Raw genomic sequence first — 17299 nt, 5'->3', positions numbered from 1 at the left:
TGGACTGCATGAATCTCGTCAAGATCTCCTGATTAGCTTTCACCAGAAGATGGGCATGACTAATTATAATACCCTATGTATATATCGTAGTTGGATAGTTACTGTGTGAAAAGTGTTCCGAAATGGAACAGATTCTCTGATGGGACTTTTATCCCCTCATGACCAATACCGCATATAATTGAACATCGAAGGTCCAATGAAACTAAAGAAACACAGTATAGATATTAAGAGAATATCATATTTTTCTTAAATTTTCTACAGAAAAATTGAATCCATTAAAGTCCGATGTTATGATAATAAAAATAGGAAAAATCAAAAAATCCGAGGTGTTTATTATGAGATTAAAAAATAAATTACTTACCAATCTAAGACGCGAGACTAAAGAGGTAAAGCAGGACCTCCGACGGGACTGGGGAGAGGATTTCTATGAATGCATTAAAGATATTGCAGAGCATCCGGTCGTGCTGCGCATGAAATTGTATCCACATCATGGACATACCAACTGCTACCAGCACTGCCTGCATGTGGCATATTACAACTATGTCCTGTGCCGCTTCTTCCAATTAGATGCCCGTTCGGCTGCCCGGGGAGGAATGCTTCATGATCTGTTCCTCTATGACTGGCATACCCACGCCGCCCGGACAGGAGACCATTTTCATGGAATGACACACCCAGCCTGCGCACATAAACATGCAAAGAAGTTCTTCGAATTAAATCATATTCAGGAGGACGTAATTAAAAACCATATGTGGCCCGTGACACTATTCCATTTCCCACGCACAAAGGAGGGGTGGATCACGACACTGACTGATAAATATTGCGGAACTTTAGAGACGAGTCAAAGATAGTTTCACAAGTCAAATTTATATTCTGAATACCAATGACAAAAGGATCAGACCCCTTTTAAAGGGGGCCTGACCCTTTTATTATCCACTCAAATTCCTCTTAAACTTTTTAAGTCTATACGAAACTCTTTACTTTCTCATAAATGCTGTCTGCATCTAATCCGTATTTTTTCACCAATTCAACTGCCGGACCTGATTCACCGTAAGTATCATTGATTCCAATCTTCATTACCTTTGTCGGAGCCTTCTCTGAAAGCACATCGCACACTGCGCTGCCCAGTCCGCCGATTACGGAATGTTCCTCAACTGTAACGACTTTTCCAGTCTCCTTTGCAGCTGCAACAACTAATTCTTCATCCAATGGTTTAATTGTATGAATATTGATGACCTTTGCATCAATTCCGTCTGCTGCCAGCTTCTCTGCTGCCTCGAGACAGTTTGCTACCGGAAGTCCTGTTGCAATGATCGTGAGGTCTTTTCCTTCACGGAGCACCACACCTTTTCCGAGCTCGAACTTGTAATCCGGCTTATCATTGATAACCGGCACTGCAAGTCTGCCGAAACGCATATATACAGGTCCTACATGGTCATAAGCTGCCTGTACGGCTGCTTTTGCTTCGATATCATCGGATGGATTAATGACCACCATGCCCGGAATTGTTCTCATCAGCGCGATATCCTCGTTGCACTGGTGTGTAGCACCGTCTTCTCCTACAGAGATTCCAGCGTGTGTCGCACCAATTTTCACGTTCAGCTTCGGATAACCGATGGAGTTACGAACCTGCTCAAATGCACGTCCTGCCGCGAACATTGCGAATGAACTTGCAAATGGAACTTTCCCTGCTGCAGCAAGTCCTGCTGCCACACCCATCATATTACACTCTGCGATACCACAGTCGATATGTCTCTCTGGGAATGCTTTCTTGAAAACACCTGTCTTCGTAGCTGCTGCAAGGTCTGCATCCAGTACGACTACGTCTTCATGATTCTTTCCTAATTCGGCTAAAGCATTGCCATAACTCTCTCTTGTTGCAATTTTCTTTACATCTGACATAATGCTTCACCTACTTTCTCTAAATCTTTCATAGCCACTTCATACTGCTCATCATTCGGAGCTGCTCCATGCCATGAAGCCTGGTTTTCCATAAAGGAAACACCTTTTCCTTTGACAGTCTTTGCAATGATTGCTGTAGGCTGTCCTTTGACTGTCTTCGCCTCTTTAAATGCTGCGTCGATCTGATCAAAATCATTTCCATCGATATTGATTACATGGAAATTAAATGCCTCGAACTTCTTATCGATCGGATATGGAGAGTTGACCTCATCAATCGCTCCGTCAATCTGAAGATTATTGTTATCCACGATCACAACCAGGTTGTCCAGTTTTCTATGAGCGGCTAACATAGAAGCCTCCCAGACCTGTCCCTCCTGAATCTCACCGTCTCCAAGCAGAGTGTACACTCTGTAGTCATCTCCTGATAACTTCGCAGCAAGAGCCATACCGACTGCTGCTGAGATTCCCTGTCCAAGAGAACCAGATGACATATCTACACCCGGGATATGCTTCATATCTGGATGTCCCTGCAGATAGGAACCTACATGACGCAGAGTTTTAAGATCTTCTACAGGGAAAAATCCTCTGTTTGCAAGTGTGGAATATAATCCCGGAGCTGTGTGTCCCTTGGATAAAACAAACCTGTCACGGTCTGCCTTCTTAGGCTCCTTCGGATCAATATTCATTTCTTCAAAATAAAGATACGTAAAAATATCTGCTGCTGACAGTGATCCGCCCGGATGACCGGATTTTGCACTGTGAACTGCTGTCACGATGCCCTTACGGACTTCGTTTGCAGTCTTCATCAATTCTAATTTGTTCATCGGAATTCCTCCTAAATTTTATGTTTGAAACAGATTTTTTTCAAAGAGGGATGACCCCTTTGCTCTCCATTGTCAGACTATTCACCAAATACTGCTTTATAGTCAGCCTGGAACTTCTCGATTCCTGCATCTGTTAACGGATGATGTGTCATCTGCTCGATTACATTGTATGGTACTGTAGCGATATCAGCTCCTGCAAGTGCGCAGTCTGTTACGTGAATCGGGTTACGTACGCTTGCTGCGATGATCTCTGTCTCGATTCCTGCAACCTCGAAGATCTGTGCGATCTCTGCAATTAAATCTGTTCCTCTTACAGAGATGTCGTCCAGACGTCCCAGGAATGGAGATACATATGTTGCGCCTGCTCTTGCTGCAAGAAGTGCCTGGTTCGCTGAGAAAATCAGAGTAACATTGGTCTTGATTCCTTCTGAAGAAAGTACTTTACAAGCCTTCAATCCTTCTACCGTCATTGGAATCTTAACTACCATGTTCGGGTGGATCTTAGCAATCTCTCTTCCTTCTGCGATCATGCCTTCCGCGTCTGTTGTTGTAGCTTTAACTTCTCCGCTGATCGGTCCGTCTACGATAGATGTGATCTCTGCGATTACTTCTTCAAAAACACGTCCTTCTTTTGCAATCAGTGACGGGTTTGTTGTCACTCCGCAGATTACTCCCATGTCGTTTGCTTTCTTGATATCCTCTACTTTAGCTGTGTCGATAAAAAATTTCATTGTCCGTTCCTCCTTGAACTAAATCCCTTTGTTTTGATATTTCTGATTATAAGCTCTGCGGCGAAAGCGGTCAATAGGGTTGCAAATTATTAATAATTTTATTGTGTTAATAATTTTATTTTATTAATTTTTTTAGGTTCCTTATCAAGAAATCGATTCTCTTAATTGTAATACATTTCTGCGTTTTTCTGAAATACTTCGTCTAAACTGCTTTCCCTCTATTTCAAATTATTACTAATAATTTGAAACATTAAATTAATTTTTCTTTTTTCTGCTCCTCGGATATGAGGTTGTGCCCCTGGTCACCAGACGAGGCTCATACTCTACATGATAGATGCTGATTGGCTCCATTTCCGAATACTGCCTGTCCCTGGTCTTAATTTTTTTCATAATGATATCGCAGGCATCTCTGCCCTTGTAGATCACAAAATGCTCAATGGTGGTCAATGAAATCTTATGCATTTTTGCAAAAAGGGTATTATCACACCCCATCACAGACATATCCCCGGGGACCTTATATTTTTCATCATAAAGTGCATCCAGGATTCCAAAAGCAATCATGTCATTCAACCCCACAATAGCAGTCAGATTTTTGTCCTCCGCTAAAAGCTCCTTTGTCAGATCATATCCGATCCGATACTCTGAATCAATTCCTGGAATATCCTGATCTATAGCTTCATTTGCAGCCTTAATGACTACCTGATCTCCAAGTCCTGCATCCTTGAATTCTTTGAGGAATCCCTCTACCCTTTTGGAACGCTGTTTTTGCCGGACCGTCAACGGCGGTGCAATATACGCCACATGTCTGTGTCCTAGTTCGAGAAGGTGCCGGGCCATAATCCGCCCAAGCTTGGAATTATCCAATTCCACGGCATCCACATCCAGTTTCTCATTCTGGTTGTTTATCACTGCAAATGGAATCTGCCTTGAAAGCTCTTCCACAACAGGCATAAAGCATCGGCTTGGATTGCATGTATAGATGACCCCCTGCGGATTTAACGACGGCATCATTTTCAGATAGCGCTCTTCCAGCTCCAGATTTCTCTGTGTATTGCAAACGAACAGCCCAAATCCCTGCTCCGTGGCCCTGGACTCAATTCCCTGCAGAAGCATCACATAATAAGGATTCGTCAGGTTTGGGCAAAAAACAACCAACAGCTTCTCCCTCTTATTTTCCTTGTGCTTCTTACGCTTTGGCAGCTCATATCCAAGTTCCTTGGCCGCATCCTCTACTTTTTTGATTACGTCCTTAGAAAAAGAAACATTATACTTTTTATTCAGCACCATCGAAACTGTGGCTTGGGAAACCCCGGCTCTTTGCGCCACATCCGAAGACGTCACCTTTTTCTTATACATTGTCCCACATCCTTACCACTTGTGTCCCTACAGCTGTGTTCTGCCTTCCAAAGCCCTCAGAAGCGTCACTTCATCAATGTATTCCAAATCACCGCCGACTGGCACTCCGCTGGCGATCCGGCTGACTTTAATTCCCGTAGGTTTGATCAGCTTACTGATATACATCGCCGTCGTCTCACCCTCCAGGCTCGAATTCGTAGCAATGATGACCTCATCCACATCTCCCTGCAGACGCTCCATCAGTTCTTTGAGCCGGATGTCTCCGGGCCCGATTCCCAGCATCGGAGAAATCGCACCGTGCAGCACATGATAGACTCCATTATACTTTCCGGTCTTCTCATAAGCTGCCAGATCCCTCGGTGTCTCCACGACCATGATCGTCTTCTGGTCCCGGTCCGGGTTGCTGCAGATCGGACACAACTCGCGGTCGGTCAGCGTGCAGCATTGTGAACAATATCTCACGTTATTGCGCGCATCCACAAGACACTTCGCAAGATTGTCCACCTGCTCCTTCGGCATATTGATGATGTGGAACGCAAGCCTCTGTGCGGACTTGGCTCCAATTCCCGGAAGCCGCGAAAACTCCTCGATCAGCCTGCTGATTTGATTACTATAATAATCCATCTGGTATCACTCCTGTATTCTCTTTCTATCCCTTCATCGGAGAAAAGCGATTCAAAAGGGTCAGACCCTTCTTCAAAGGGGTCTGACCCTTTTGCTCTCCATTGTCAGAATATTTAGAACATTCCCGGCATTCCGCCGCCGAGGCCGCCTGTCAGCTTGTTCATTGCCGCACCGGATACTTCATCTACCTGGCGAAGTGCTTCGTTCGTTGCTGCCACAATCAGGTCCTCTAACATCTCGATATCTTCCGGGTCTACGACTTCTTCCTGTAATTTTACCTTCACAACTTCACGTTTACCGGAAATCGTCACCTCAACTGCGCCGCCTCCGGCCGTTGCTGTAAACTCTTTTGTCTCAAGCTCCTTGGCCTGCTCTTCCATCTGGCGCTGCATCTTCTGCGCCTGCTTCATCAGGTTGGCCATATTGCCAGGCATTCCGCCGCCTGGGAATCCACCTCTTTTTGCCATGATTTAATCCTCCTATACTTCAATATAAAATTTATCTGCTATTATCATCTTTACGGCGATCCAAAGCCGTTCATTACTTATATTATCATATTTCCATTTATCTGTGTAGTTTTTTCACAGCAAAAAACAGGACCGCAGAACCTTTCTTGTTCCACCGCCCTATTTCCCTATACAATCAATCTTCTATACAGTAATTCTTCTATATAATATCAGCATAATATCAGCTTTCTCTCTTTATATCAGGCTGGCCGCACCGATCATCCCGGCATTCTTTCCTAAAGCAGCAGTCTCAATCTCCGGTAATTCACCTTTCTCGCCACCAAAACAGTTTTTCTTTACAATCTCCCTGAGAGGTCCTAAAAGGTTCTCCCCCTGGGCAGATATCCCACCGCCGATCAGTACGAGCTGCGGACGGAAGATATTGACTATATTGACAATCCCAATACCCAGCCTTCTGATATACAAGTCCACAATATCCTTTAATACCTCATTTCCCCCGGATGCCCCGGCAAAGATCTCTTCCGGTGTCATCTCTTTTCCAAGCGCCCTTTTCGCATCCCGGATCAAGGCTGATGCAGATACATATGCTTCCAGACATCCTCTGCGTCCACAGGTACACGGCTCGCCATCCTCCACAATCACCATATGGCCCAGCTCACTTCCGCCGATTCCCTTTCCTTCATAAATTTCCCCATCCAGAATAATTCCGCCGCCGACTCCCGTTCCAAGTGTAAGCATAATCACATCCTGACATTCCTTCCCGGCTCCAGCCGCTGCCTCACCTAATGCCGCACAATCTGCATCATTCGCTATCCTGACAGGAATAGGAAGATACACCCCGATCTTTTCAGCCAGCTTTACATCTTCCCATTTCATATTATTGGAATACCGGACAATACCTGACTTTCTGTCCACAGTTCCCGGTACACCAATGCCTGCCCCAATACATTGATCCATCAAAATCCCCTGACGTTCTAAAAGCCCAAGCACTCTCTGCGCGATCTCTTCAATGACTGCTTCTGCCGTCCTGTCCGGGTCAGTATCCATCTCCTCACAGGCAAGCAGTTGTTGATGAATGTCCACCAGCCCGATCTTAGTCGTCGTTCCGCCGATATCGATTCCGATACGCACAGGCGCCGCCTTTTCACGAATCGTGGTAATCAATGCGTCACAGGAACCTTCTACTGTATAAGTACCGCTTCCTGCTGCCAGAAAGAAGCTGTCTCCTTTTTTAAATGACAGTCTTTCATTGCCGTTGGAGATTGTCCCCTCACCATCCAGCATCAGAATACTTGCAAAGGATGCCCCGGAAACATTTCCTTCCAGCTTTTTCATCACATTTCCATCCAGGTTCAGTTTATCTACCGTAAAATAATCACAGTCTGCGACATGCGGATAACTGTTCCTGCCTTTTACAATGGGAACACGGTTTGTAACTGCGAGAGCCTTTTCAATATGCAGGTCACGCTTCTTACCATCCTTGCCGACCCTTCCATAATCATACACCCGATAGGTCACATTGGAGTTCTGCTGGATTTCTGCGATCAGGATGTCTTTCCCGATTGCATGGATGGTTCCCGACTCGATGAACAGCACATCGCCTTTTTGAACCGGAACTGCATGAAGCACTTCCAGAAGCGTATCCTCCTGAATCCTTTTTGCAAACTCCTCTTTACTGACTTCTCTTTTAAACCCATAGTATAAAAAGGCTTCTTCCCCTGCATCCATAACATACCACATCTCTGTTTTACCGTACTGCTTTTCATTCTTTAATGCATAACGGTTATCCGGATGTACCTGAATGGACAGGTTGTCCTTCGCATCGATAAATTTTGTAAGGATTGGAAAGTCACGGAATCTTCTGCAGTTTACACCCAGAACGTCCCTTCCTTCTATATCAATGTACTGCTTAAGAGTCTTTCCCACATAAGGACCATTTACAATATAAGACGGCCCATCCGGGTGGCAGGATAATTCCCATGTCTCGGCAATCACTTCTTTGTCACATTCTTTTCCATATTCCTCTGCCAGTCTGCTGCCGCCCCAGATATAATCCTTACAGCTTGGTTTTAATTTCAAAATACTCATGTCCAATTCTCCGTAAAATATTTTCTGATCACTGCCTCTGCCGGCTTCTGATAAAATTCATAATGTAAATCCTCTTTTGCCTTCCATCCATCATAGAGCCTTCCATCCCAGGACCAGAGTACAGCGCCTTTGATCCAGTCTCTTTTCGTAACAGCCGTGAACATATTCTCATACCACACCCTCTGCCCCTCCAGATCTACTTCTCCGTGCAGTTCCCAGTTATTGGGCACCTCCCTGGAGCCGGCAGTGGACATACACCCCGCCTCTGCAAAAAAGAAGGGCTTTTTATACCTTCTGACCACTTTTTCAATCCGGTCCAGCTGATTTTCCCAATCATCTGCCGGGTAGTATCCGCTGGAAGATATCACATCCACACAATCCCACCAGGATACATTGTGTTCCTGATATTTATCCGTGTTATAGCTGACCGGTCCATGGTAAACTTCTTTCACCGCCTTTATCAGGCTGCGCCATTCCCGTTCGCGCCGTTCCGACATGACCATCTCACATCCCGTAATAAACATCTCACAATGAAGCTCCTCCGCAATCCGGGCATAATGCATCTGGAACTCCGTATACGCCCGGAACCATTCGGACCATTTAGGTTCGCAGGGCACCTCTTCATCAAAAAAATTAATATGGGCCCGCCAGACTCCATTTGCACAATTTACTGTCGGCTTTAGAAACACCTTGAGCCCCAGAGTCTTCGCATATCTGATCAACTCACACAATTCACTGTCACTTACCGTCTGTGGCGACTGCCAGTCTATCTCCACAGACTGGGGAGTCTGCTGGATTCCCGCGGGAACCAGCACCACCGTATCTGCTCCTGTACGTTCTTTCATCACAGACAGGCTTGTTCTTACCTCCCCCTTAATAAAGCTTCCCCTTGGCGCAAAGGGATAAAATGTAATTCCTTTTATCATATCCATCCCCCTGCCTACAAGTCTTTCCCATGATTTAAAATCACATCCCGGTACCAGTATGCAGAATCTTTCAGTATCCTTTCCTGTGTCCGGTAGTCTACATATACCAGTCCAAAACGCTCCGAATACCCCTTAGCCCACTCAAAATTATCCATCAGTGACCACTGGAAATATCCCCTCAGTTCAATCTCACCCGCTGCCCTTTTCAATTCATGAAGGTATCTTGCAAGAAAGTCAATTCGATTCGGATCATGTACTTTTCCATCCAGTGAAACTACATCATGACAGGAAAGCCCGTTCTCTGTAATGTAAATTGGTTTCCCATAACGCTCGTATAAGAACTTCGGCCCCCAGTACAGGCATTCTGGTGTCACTGGCCAGTCAATTGCGGTCTTCGCAAAGCCTTCATACCTTCTGACCTCTTCGGGCTTCCCGTCTTTTCCCATGCGGATACATCTTCCGTTATATATATTCTGTCCATAAATATCAATCGGTTCCGAGATCAGCTTCATATCAGCCTCCGTGATCTTTGGCAGATATGCTTCGTATCTTTCCAGCCCCTCTTTTGGATAATGCCCCAGAAGAACCGGGTCAGACCACCATGCCACATTCCAGGTCCAGTTATTGTCGTCTGTCTGCATGGAAAACAGCATTTGTCTCGCCGCCTCAATGTCTTCTGCTTTCTCTGTCTCTGGATAGCACATGGACCCCGTCGGCGCATATCCGATGTTCAATGGCTGCTTACCATACTGACGCAGCATCTGCACTGCCCTTCCGTGCGCTTTCATGGCATGATGTGCCATTTCAAAGGTGTCACGTAAAGGTGCCCTGATTCCCGGAGCATGCTCTCCTGTCAGAAATCCCAGTCCCACAAAACATTGCGGTTCATTTAATGTAAAGAAATTCTTCACCCGGTCGCTGAAACGTTCTGCGGCCAGCTTCGCATATTCCCCAAACCATTCCACAATCCGTGGATTCATCCAGCCGCCCTGTTTATAGATTTCATACGGCAGTTCCCAATGATACAGCGTTATATACGGGACGATATCATTTTCCAAAAGTTCATCAATCAGTTCACTGTAGAATGTGATTCCTTTTTCATTCACCTTTCCATATCCATCCGGCAGTACTCTGGACCAGTCGATTGAAAACCGGTAAGCCTTCAGTCCCATTTCTTTCATTATTTTTACATCTTCTCTGAAACGGTGATAATGATCACAGGCGATTTTTCCTGTATGCCCTTCAAATATATGGCCGGGCTGTTCTGTATACACATCCCATATATGCATTCCTTTCCCGTCTTCTTTTACTGCCCCCTCGATCTGATATGCGCTGGTAGCAGCTCCCCAGACAAAATCTTCTCCAAATCCCATACTGCCTCCTACTCCGCCAGCTTTTCCACTGCACTGGCCAATAACTCTAATATAGCTTCTGCCTCTTTGTCATCCTCACCCCTGACACCAATATAGAATTTGATCTTAGGCTCTGTCCCTGATGGGCGTATACAACACCATGCTCCACCTTCCAGCTCAAAGTAAAGGACATTGGACCGGGGAAGCCCGGTAACAGACCGTTCCTTCGTAATGCAGTCCAGACAGATATCTTCCTGATAATCTCTGAATTGTGTCACTTTCACTTTGCCGATCGTCTCCGGCACCTGACTGCGGATCTGCTCCATGATCTGTGCGATCCGCCTTGCCCCGTCCTGTCCTTTTAAGGTCACAGTAGAAAGCGATTCCCTGTAATAGCCATAAGTCTCAAACAGCTCTTTCATCTGGTCGCAAAGTGTTTTTCCCTGGCTCTTACACCATGCAGCGACTTCACACAACGCCATAACCGCAGCGACTGCATCTTTATCACGTGCATGTGTGCCGACCAGACATCCATAGCTTTCTTCATATCCAAAAACATACGTGTGCTGATGGTCCTGCTCAAAAAATTTAATCTGCTCTCCAATATATTTAAAGCCTGTCAATGTCTCAATCAGATCTACATCATAATCCGCTGCTATCGATTTCGCCATCTTCCCGGATACGACCGTAGTTACCACAGCCCCATTTGCCGGCAGGGTTCCCAACATTTTCTTCTGAGAAAGAATATATTCCAGAATCAGCATACCGGACATGTTGCCTGTAAAACTGGTATACGTTCCTGTTTTCTTATCCTTCGCGTAGACTCCCAGGCGGTCCGCATCAGGATCTGTTGCCAGAACAATATCTGCATCCACCTCTTCTGCCAGCTGCAGTGCTAGCCGGAATGCATTTTTATCCTCGGGATTCGGATAGGAGACCGTCGGAAAACCACCGTCTGGAAGTTCCTGTTCCTTTACCACATATACCTGTTCAAATCCCAGCTCTTTCAATATCCTTCTGACCGGCAGATTTCCGGTTCCGTGAAGCGGCGTATATACAATCTTCAGGTCAGAGGCTTCTTTTTTGATGATTTCCGGGCGAATGACCAATTTTTTTAACTCCTCCATATATCTGTCATCTATTTCTGGCCCGATCACCTGATACAAGCCTGCGGCCTCTGCTTCTTCCTGTGAAATACTTCTCACCTGTGCATAATCCGTAATCGCATTTACCTCTGCAATAATTTCTTTATCCCTTGGACAGGTAATCTGCGCCCCATCCTCCCAGTATACTTTATATCCATTGTATTCCGGCGGATTATGGCTTGCTGTCACAACAATTCCTGCCGCACAGCCAAGTTCACGGAGTGCAAAAGAAAGCATCGGCGTGGGACGTAAGGATGGAAAAATATATGCCTTGATTCCATTTGCTGCCAGGCACAATGCCGCTTCCTGGGCAAACTCCGGTGACATATTCCTGGAATCAAACGCAATCGCCGCCCCCTGTTTTTCTTTCTTTTCTTTTATCATATAATTTGCCAGTCCCTGTGTTGCTTTACGCACTGTATAGATATTCATCCGGTTCGTTCCCGCTCCGATGATCCCACGCAGACCACCCGTTCCAAATTCAAGATCACGGTAAAACCGTTCCTCAATTTCTGCTTCGTCTTCTGAAATGCTTTTCAGCTCCTGTTTTGTTTCTTCATCAAAATACGAATTACTCAGCCAGAATTCATAAGTTTCTTTTGCGTTCATCTTGTTCCTCTTTCCTTTTATGCAATAATCAATGACAACAGATAAAATGGTGTCTGCTGCTCTTCATTTCCAGGCAGAACAGTTAGTTCTACCGTATGCTTCTTTCTCTCTCCATGATGCAGCACAGGTTCCAGATATAAACAGTCCCCCCAGTCCTCATCGAAGTTTCCGTCCAGGAGAACTGGATGTTCTTCCTCTCCATCCAGGACCAGCTTTGCCCGAAGGGCAGGCTTCTGAATTGTCTTTCTGTATTGGACGGCAATACAGGAGGCTTCCAGTTCAAAAGTTATCCTGTCCCCCGCCCTGGTACCGATCCAGCCATTTTTAAATACATCAAGGTGACCTGCCTTTTCTTCTGCATCTGCCCTGAAACCTTCCAGGATGGGTGCTGATTCTCTTATCGTCAGCATCCTGGCTGATTCATAAGCATTGGGAGTCATCGGCTCCGGAAACACAGCCTCATTTTCTTCTTCCTGCATTCCTGCTTTTACCTGTTCCAGAAAAGCCGTAATCTCTTCTGCCACCAGCTTATGCCCTTTATCGTTTGGATGCAGGCCGTCCGGCGTCAATTCTTCTCTTGTATACATTCCCTGCTTCATCCTCTGATACAAGGTGTCCCTGATACTGACATGAGGAACCTGATACCATTCCCCCAGGGCATTGTGATAATCCTGTGCATTCTTCCCTGTGTCATAAAACACATGATTCAACAGCAGAACCGCGGGATGTGAATTCCACAAAAGGAGCTTTCTAAGAAGTCCTTCATAGGTCTCCTGAAAGAATTCATCTGCCTCATCATTTACACTGAAATCTACTATAACAAAATCCGGCTGATACATCAGTAAATCCGATACTGCCCTTGCAGCCCCAAAATGGGAAGTCGTTCCTCCGATCCCACCATTCACATAATGAAAATGCGCCTTCGGAAACGTCTGCTCCCACCACGCATATATCCGCCTGGCATATGTATTCTCCTGATTTGAAGCAAGGCTCCCCTGTGTGATGGAACCTCCAATAAATCCGATTGTCAGATCCTCTCCCTTATCAGCCCTTCGCATACACCTTTTCATTCTTGCAAGATTGATCTGTCCCATCCGTTAATCCCATCCTTCCACATTCAGATTCTCTATATACTGTGCCAGTTCTTCTGCCATCTCTTCTGCTTCTGGAATCCGCAGATGTCCCGGAGTCCCTTTCCCGTTACGCTTAAAAAGATACTGCGTAATTTTTTCATCTCCCAGTTCCTGTACCACCTGGGCAATTGCCCGGTCCCAGGATTCATCATGATACAGAAGCGTCGTACAGCATACAATCTGTGCTGCCGGATATCTGCTTCGCAGCTTTCCCAGAAACAACTTATAATGTTCCCTCCATACTGCCGCCCTTTCTCCCTCGTACTCTTCTTTCATGTAGTCCTTTGGATGATTGTCATTCTGACCGACCGCCACAATAACTACCTGTGGTACATACTGTGAAAAATCCCACTCTACCGGGGCACCGAACAGCGGATGATAGTTGATTTTATCCCAGACTGTCTCCATTCCCACAGCCTCGGGTTCACAGAACCATCCGGTCTTATCCATCAGGGCTATTCCCCCCTGCGCGATATCATGGATCTGTGCATTTAGTTTTCTGGCCGTCATCCAGGCATAAGAATACCAGCTGTTGGAATACTCCCCGCTATGTTCCGGATCTGTCTTTCCCACATATTCTACTGCCTCTGAAACCTCTCCTGCCGAAACGGAATCTCCATATACCTCAATCCTTCTCCCCGGCTTTGGTTTCATTGCAAGGACTTCTGCATCATCATCCAGTTCCATTCCTAAAAATACCAACTCATGACAGGAATCCTGGCGTTTAAAGAACAGGACCTCATGGCAGTTATCTTCGGATGGGGTAACCGGAATTTCCAGCTCTGCCTTCCCCGTTTTCGGAAGAAGGACCGCGGACTGCACACCGTCCAGAATACATCCCAGATAATGATCCCAATATGCACTTTTATTCATCACCTGGATCTTCAAAGTATTCCCCGTAAAACGCATCCCGACGGACGTACACGGGAAAACAAACACAGGTGCTTTTGGATCACTCCAGTCGATCCTTCCACTGTAAATTAGTTTTTCATGATCAGGCAGCACTCTCATTCTTCTTCTCCTCTTTTCTTTCCATTCTTCTCTCAGACCTCTGTCAGCGGATCAAATCACTAAACTGTACACCCTCGACCTTTCCCGCTTTCACATCACACAGGTACTTCAAAAACATTTCTCTGGATTCCTCATGTTTTCCCTCGTCCGGGAACGCCAGCAAAAGTTTTTCTCCTTTTTTTCCGGTCACCCTCTCTGCAAATGAATCCTCTCCGAGGATGACGGCGCCGACCATATCACCATCCTTATAGATTTCAAAATCTCCTTTATCCATATCGGACAGATCACAGAAGCTTCCTCCCATTTCTCTGCAGTATTGATAAAAACTCTCAGATAGGATCAGTGCGTCTAATTCCTTGTTTCTCCACTGAAAGAAAAACTTTTCATAAGAACTTTCATTCACTCCCGAAAGTTCCATACCTTCATAAGAAAAGTTGTAATCCGAGTCTATTACAACTCTCCTGGCAGGAAGTCCTGCATATTCCGAAAATGTGTCCCTTATAAGGCCATCCCGCCCGGAATCCATTTCCTGATTCGCCAGTACACAGGTAAATACCGGTTTTTGATTTCCTATTGTATAATGAGTAATAAATAAAACAATCAGAGCAATTATGGAACATACCGCCAGAATATGATACCAGTAATACGTCAGGACATAAGCGGCTGTTTCTCTTTTACTCATGTTTTCTGTCTTTTCCCGGATATCTCTGAATATACGCCTTATCATATTCCATCACTCCTCTGATTATTTTTCCGGGCAGCATTCACTGCCCGGCTTATTTTTCTTATCTCTTCTTTAGAAGTTCCAGATTTTTTTCAATCAACGCGCATCTCTGTTTTACACAGTCTGCTGAGCGCAAAGGGTCTTTCGGTGTTGCAAATAAATAATCTTCCAGCTGATCGATTGTAGTCGTGGCCACATGCATCCTTGTATCACAGGAGGCATAATAGATATACACATCTCCATTTTCACATGCAATCGCACCGTTGGTAAAGACAACATTTGAGACATCCCCGACCCGTTCCTCTCCAAAAGGCACCAGAAAGGCTCCTGAAGGTTCTGCGATCACCTTTGCCGGATTCTCCAGGTCTGTTCCAAATGCATATAATACATAGCGCAGTCCTGCAGCCGTATTCCGAACTCCATGGGCAATATGTATCCAGCACTTTTTTCCTCTGATCGGCACAGCTCCGGCCCCATTTTTAGATTCTGTCAGGGTATGGTAGATCCGCCTGCTGATGATTGTCTCCTCATCAATGACGGCGTGCTCAATATCCTCACATAACCCAAAACCGATACCGCCTCCGCTTCCAGTCTCGATGAATCCATCCATTGGCCTGGTATAAAATGCATACTTCCCATCCACGAATTCAGGATGGAGCACTACATTCCTCTGCTGCGGGGAGCGAAGTGTCCTGAGATTATCCAGCCTCACCCAGGTCTTAAGATCCTTCGTCCTGACAATTCCTGCCTTCGCCACTGCCGCAGACAGATCGGGATTCTTAAGATCCTTGCTCTCTGAGCAGAACACACCGTAAATCCAGCCATCCTCATGCTTTGTCAGCCGCATGTCATATACATTTGTCTCCCCTGGACATGTATCCGGCAGGATTACAGGATAATCCCAGAAATGAAATCCATCGATTCCATTCTCACTTTCCGCTACTGCAAAAAATGATTTTCTGTCATTGCCTTCTACCCTCACAACAAGATAATATTTTCCATCCAGCTCAATTGCCCCTGAATTCATGACCGCATTAATTCCCAGCCGCTCCATAAAGTAAGGGTTGGTTTCTTCATTCAAATCGTATCTCCAATGCACCGGAGCAAATTCCCGTGTCAGGACCGGATACACATACCGGTCATAAATTCCATTATAAAAATCACTTTTCAAGTTCTTCCTGGAAACAAGTCTATTCACCTTTTCCTGTTCCACCTCATACTGCCTGTGAAGCATCCTGCATCCTCCTTATCACCTCAAAGCACATCCTTCCGTTATGATACGGGCACTTCCAGGGTTCTACAATTGGCTTCTTAAGTGGTCTTTTATCCTGGTCCACTGCCCAGTACCACTCGGACCCCTTCCTGCCATCTATCAGATACTCTCTGATATACGCCCAGATATCCTGTGCTGCCTTAAGATACTCCGTTTTTTCCGGTGATTTCTGGTATCCATTCAGGAATCCGACAACCGCTTCTGCCTGAACCCACCATACACGTGTCGTATCCACAACATGATTCTCACATTCATTCACAAGAGAATGGTCTATATAGGCCCTGTCATAAATATTCTTTGTAAGACACTTTGTAATCGGAGACAGCTTTTCTGTATAAGAAGCGTCATCCAGAATCTCCAGCCCCCGGTCCACAAGCCAGGCCGTTTCAATATCATGTCCGTAGGAATACAGGTCGATCAGCGAATTCCAGGTTTTATCAAAGAAAACCTCCTGACGCCCTTTTTCCTTGTTGTAGACCTTATCTGCAACTACATCCAGCATAAATTTCAGGCTGGATGCAATCTTCTCATCTCCTGACACACGGTATAATTCTGTATACGCCTCGAACACATGCAGCAGCGTATTCATTGTCTTTTCAGCAATCACGCCGTTTTCGGATAATTTATCGTTTTCCTCCGGCTGAAAATCCCGGCTGAAGGCTTCCAGGTATCCATACCCATCTTTGCATCTGGTCTCAATCAGTTCTGACAACTCCTGCGCGATCTGCAATGCCTGCATATCCCCGGAAGCATCATAGTAGGATGAAAGCGCATAAATTGCGAAGGCCTGGTTATAAGTATGTTTTGTCGTATCCTCCGGCTGTCCTGTATAAGCAAGAGACCAGTAGATGCCTCCGTATGTCTGGTCAAGGCAGTGGTCTTTAAGAAAACCAAAAGCATGTCTGGCATATTCCAGCAGTTCTTCCTCCCCTAAAAGCCTGTATGCATTGGAGAAGAACCAGAGTATCCTGCTGTTTAAAATACAGCCCTTTACTGCCTCCTCATCCAACACAAGATCATATCCCAGCCACCCATAAAATCCCCCATATGTGTCATCTCTCATCCCCTTCCAGAATGGAATCAGATCGTTGATCAAATGTTCTCTTATTTCTTCGACAAACATTCTATTCCCTCCTG

Annotated in this window: 16 protein-coding genes; 1 reads left to right on the top strand and 15 read right to left on the bottom strand. The window is 45.6% G+C overall.

Annotation, left to right across the window (positions count from 1 at the left end; all coding sequences use genetic code 11):
- Nucleotides 1-335 precede the first annotated feature (335 nt).
- Entirely contained in the window at nt 336-848 is a 513-nt protein-coding gene (locus HGO97_RS19130) for an HD domain-containing protein (RefSeq protein ID WP_246597594.1), read from the top strand.
- 112 nt (nt 849-960) lie between these two features.
- On the opposite strand, the gene HGO97_RS19125 is transcribed toward HGO97_RS19130, so the two are convergent.
- The 15 genes from HGO97_RS19125 to HGO97_RS19055 all read right to left on the bottom strand — a co-directional run bounded on the left by HGO97_RS19125 (nt 961) and on the right by HGO97_RS19055 (nt 17285).
- Complete coding sequence (locus HGO97_RS19125; RefSeq protein WP_216244482.1) at nt 961-1899, bottom strand: transketolase family protein; 939 nt, start codon at nt 1897-1899, stop codon at nt 961-963.
- Nucleotides 1887-2723 (bottom strand): transketolase, encoded by an 837-nt coding sequence (locus HGO97_RS19120; protein WP_216244481.1) that lies wholly within the window; start codon nt 2721-2723, stop codon nt 1887-1889. Before HGO97_RS19120 ends, HGO97_RS19125 begins: the two co-directional genes overlap by 13 nt.
- Before the next feature lie 77 nt (nt 2724-2800).
- Nucleotides 2801-3454, bottom strand: coding sequence for a fructose-6-phosphate aldolase (gene fsa / locus HGO97_RS19115; protein WP_216244480.1), 654 nt, complete (start codon nt 3452-3454; stop codon nt 2801-2803).
- A 255-nt stretch (nt 3455-3709) separates the two neighbouring features.
- On the bottom strand, nt 3710-4810 hold the full coding sequence (locus tag HGO97_RS19110) for a LacI family DNA-binding transcriptional regulator (protein ID WP_216244479.1): 1101 nt from the start codon (nt 4808-4810) through the stop codon (nt 3710-3712).
- A 27-nt stretch (nt 4811-4837) separates the two neighbouring features.
- Complete coding sequence (gene recR, locus HGO97_RS19105) at nt 4838-5434, bottom strand: recombination mediator RecR (protein WP_216244478.1); 597 nt, start codon at nt 5432-5434, stop codon at nt 4838-4840.
- A 113-nt stretch (nt 5435-5547) separates the two neighbouring features.
- On the bottom strand, nt 5548-5901 hold the full coding sequence (locus HGO97_RS19100) for a YbaB/EbfC family nucleoid-associated protein (RefSeq protein WP_216244477.1): 354 nt from the start codon (nt 5899-5901) through the stop codon (nt 5548-5550).
- A 234-nt stretch (nt 5902-6135) separates the two neighbouring features.
- Nucleotides 6136-7989, bottom strand: coding sequence for a type I phosphomannose isomerase catalytic subunit (locus HGO97_RS24295; protein WP_216244476.1), 1854 nt, complete (start codon nt 7987-7989; stop codon nt 6136-6138).
- Nucleotides 7986-8921 (bottom strand): glycoside hydrolase family 113, encoded by a 936-nt coding sequence (locus tag HGO97_RS19090; protein ID WP_216244475.1) that lies wholly within the window; start codon nt 8919-8921, stop codon nt 7986-7988. The genes HGO97_RS24295 and HGO97_RS19090 overlap by 4 nt, the downstream gene beginning before the upstream one ends.
- Nucleotides 8922-8929: 8 nt before the next feature.
- Nucleotides 8930-10288, bottom strand: a complete 1359-nt coding sequence (locus HGO97_RS19085; protein WP_216244474.1) for a GH1 family beta-glucosidase — start codon at nt 10286-10288, stop codon at nt 8930-8932.
- 8 nt (nt 10289-10296) lie between these two features.
- Nucleotides 10297-12021 (bottom strand): phospho-sugar mutase, encoded by a 1725-nt coding sequence (locus tag HGO97_RS19080; protein WP_216244473.1) that lies wholly within the window; start codon nt 12019-12021, stop codon nt 10297-10299.
- Nucleotides 12022-12038: 17 nt separating this feature from the next.
- Nucleotides 12039-13115: an SGNH/GDSL hydrolase family protein gene (locus tag HGO97_RS19075; protein WP_216244472.1), complete on the bottom strand. Its 1077-nt coding sequence runs from the start codon at nt 13113-13115 to the stop codon at nt 12039-12041.
- A 3-nt stretch (nt 13116-13118) separates the two neighbouring features.
- Complete coding sequence (locus HGO97_RS19070) at nt 13119-14165, bottom strand: SGNH/GDSL hydrolase family protein (RefSeq protein ID WP_216244471.1); 1047 nt, start codon at nt 14163-14165, stop codon at nt 13119-13121.
- A 43-nt stretch (nt 14166-14208) separates the two neighbouring features.
- The gene (locus HGO97_RS19065) at nt 14209-14892 is read right to left on the bottom strand and encodes a hypothetical protein (protein ID WP_216244470.1); all 684 of its coding nucleotides are present in this window, start codon (nt 14890-14892) and stop codon (nt 14209-14211) included.
- A gap of 58 nt (nt 14893-14950) precedes the next feature.
- Nucleotides 14951-16123 carry a glycoside hydrolase family 130 protein gene (locus HGO97_RS19060; RefSeq protein WP_216244469.1) on the bottom strand — a complete coding sequence of 391 codons (1173 nt, stop codon included), beginning with the start codon at nt 16121-16123 and terminating at the stop codon, nt 14951-14953.
- A complete protein-coding gene (locus HGO97_RS19055; protein WP_216244468.1) occupies nt 16104-17285 on the bottom strand; it encodes an AGE family epimerase/isomerase in 1182 nt (393 codons plus the stop codon). Before HGO97_RS19055 ends, HGO97_RS19060 begins: the two co-directional genes overlap by 20 nt.
- Nucleotides 17286-17299 lie beyond the last annotated feature (14 nt).

The organism is Faecalicatena faecalis, assembly GCF_012524165.2.
GTDB lineage: Bacteria > Bacillota > Clostridia > Lachnospirales > Lachnospiraceae > Faecalicatena_A > Faecalicatena_A faecalis.
Note: the sequence above shows the minus strand (reverse complement) of the source record. Positions and strands in the feature narration are given on the sequence as shown.

Coding starts and splice junctions, on each gene's coding strand:
- HGO97_RS19130 (WP_246597594.1), top strand. CDS start 336: ATGAGATTAAAAAATAAATTACTTACCAATCTAAGACGCGAGACTAAA.
- HGO97_RS19125 (WP_216244482.1), bottom strand. CDS start 1,899: ATGTCAGATGTAAAGAAAATTGCAACAAGAGAGAGTTATGGCAATGCT.
- HGO97_RS19120 (WP_216244481.1), bottom strand. CDS start 2,723: ATGAACAAATTAGAATTGATGAAGACTGCAAACGAAGTCCGTAAGGGC.
- fsa (WP_216244480.1), bottom strand. CDS start 3,454: ATGAAATTTTTTATCGACACAGCTAAAGTAGAGGATATCAAGAAAGCA.
- HGO97_RS19110 (WP_216244479.1), bottom strand. CDS start 4,810: ATGTATAAGAAAAAGGTGACGTCTTCGGATGTGGCGCAAAGAGCCGGG.
- recR (WP_216244478.1), bottom strand. CDS start 5,434: ATGGATTATTATAGTAATCAAATCAGCAGGCTGATCGAGGAGTTTTCG.
- HGO97_RS19100 (WP_216244477.1), bottom strand. CDS start 5,901: ATGGCAAAAAGAGGTGGATTCCCAGGCGGCGGAATGCCTGGCAATATG.
- HGO97_RS24295 (WP_216244476.1), bottom strand. CDS start 7,989: ATGAGTATTTTGAAATTAAAACCAAGCTGTAAGGATTATATCTGGGGC.
- HGO97_RS19090 (WP_216244475.1), bottom strand. CDS start 8,921: ATGGATATGATAAAAGGAATTACATTTTATCCCTTTGCGCCAAGGGGA.
- HGO97_RS19085 (WP_216244474.1), bottom strand. CDS start 10,288: ATGGGATTTGGAGAAGATTTTGTCTGGGGAGCTGCTACCAGCGCATAT.
- HGO97_RS19080 (WP_216244473.1), bottom strand. CDS start 12,021: ATGAACGCAAAAGAAACTTATGAATTCTGGCTGAGTAATTCGTATTTT.
- HGO97_RS19075 (WP_216244472.1), bottom strand. CDS start 13,115: ATGGGACAGATCAATCTTGCAAGAATGAAAAGGTGTATGCGAAGGGCT.
- HGO97_RS19070 (WP_216244471.1), bottom strand. CDS start 14,165: ATGAGAGTGCTGCCTGATCATGAAAAACTAATTTACAGTGGAAGGATC.
- HGO97_RS19065 (WP_216244470.1), bottom strand. CDS start 14,892: ATGATAAGGCGTATATTCAGAGATATCCGGGAAAAGACAGAAAACATG.
- HGO97_RS19060 (WP_216244469.1), bottom strand. CDS start 16,123: ATGCTTCACAGGCAGTATGAGGTGGAACAGGAAAAGGTGAATAGACTT.
- HGO97_RS19055 (WP_216244468.1), bottom strand. CDS start 17,285: ATGTTTGTCGAAGAAATAAGAGAACATTTGATCAACGATCTGATTCCA.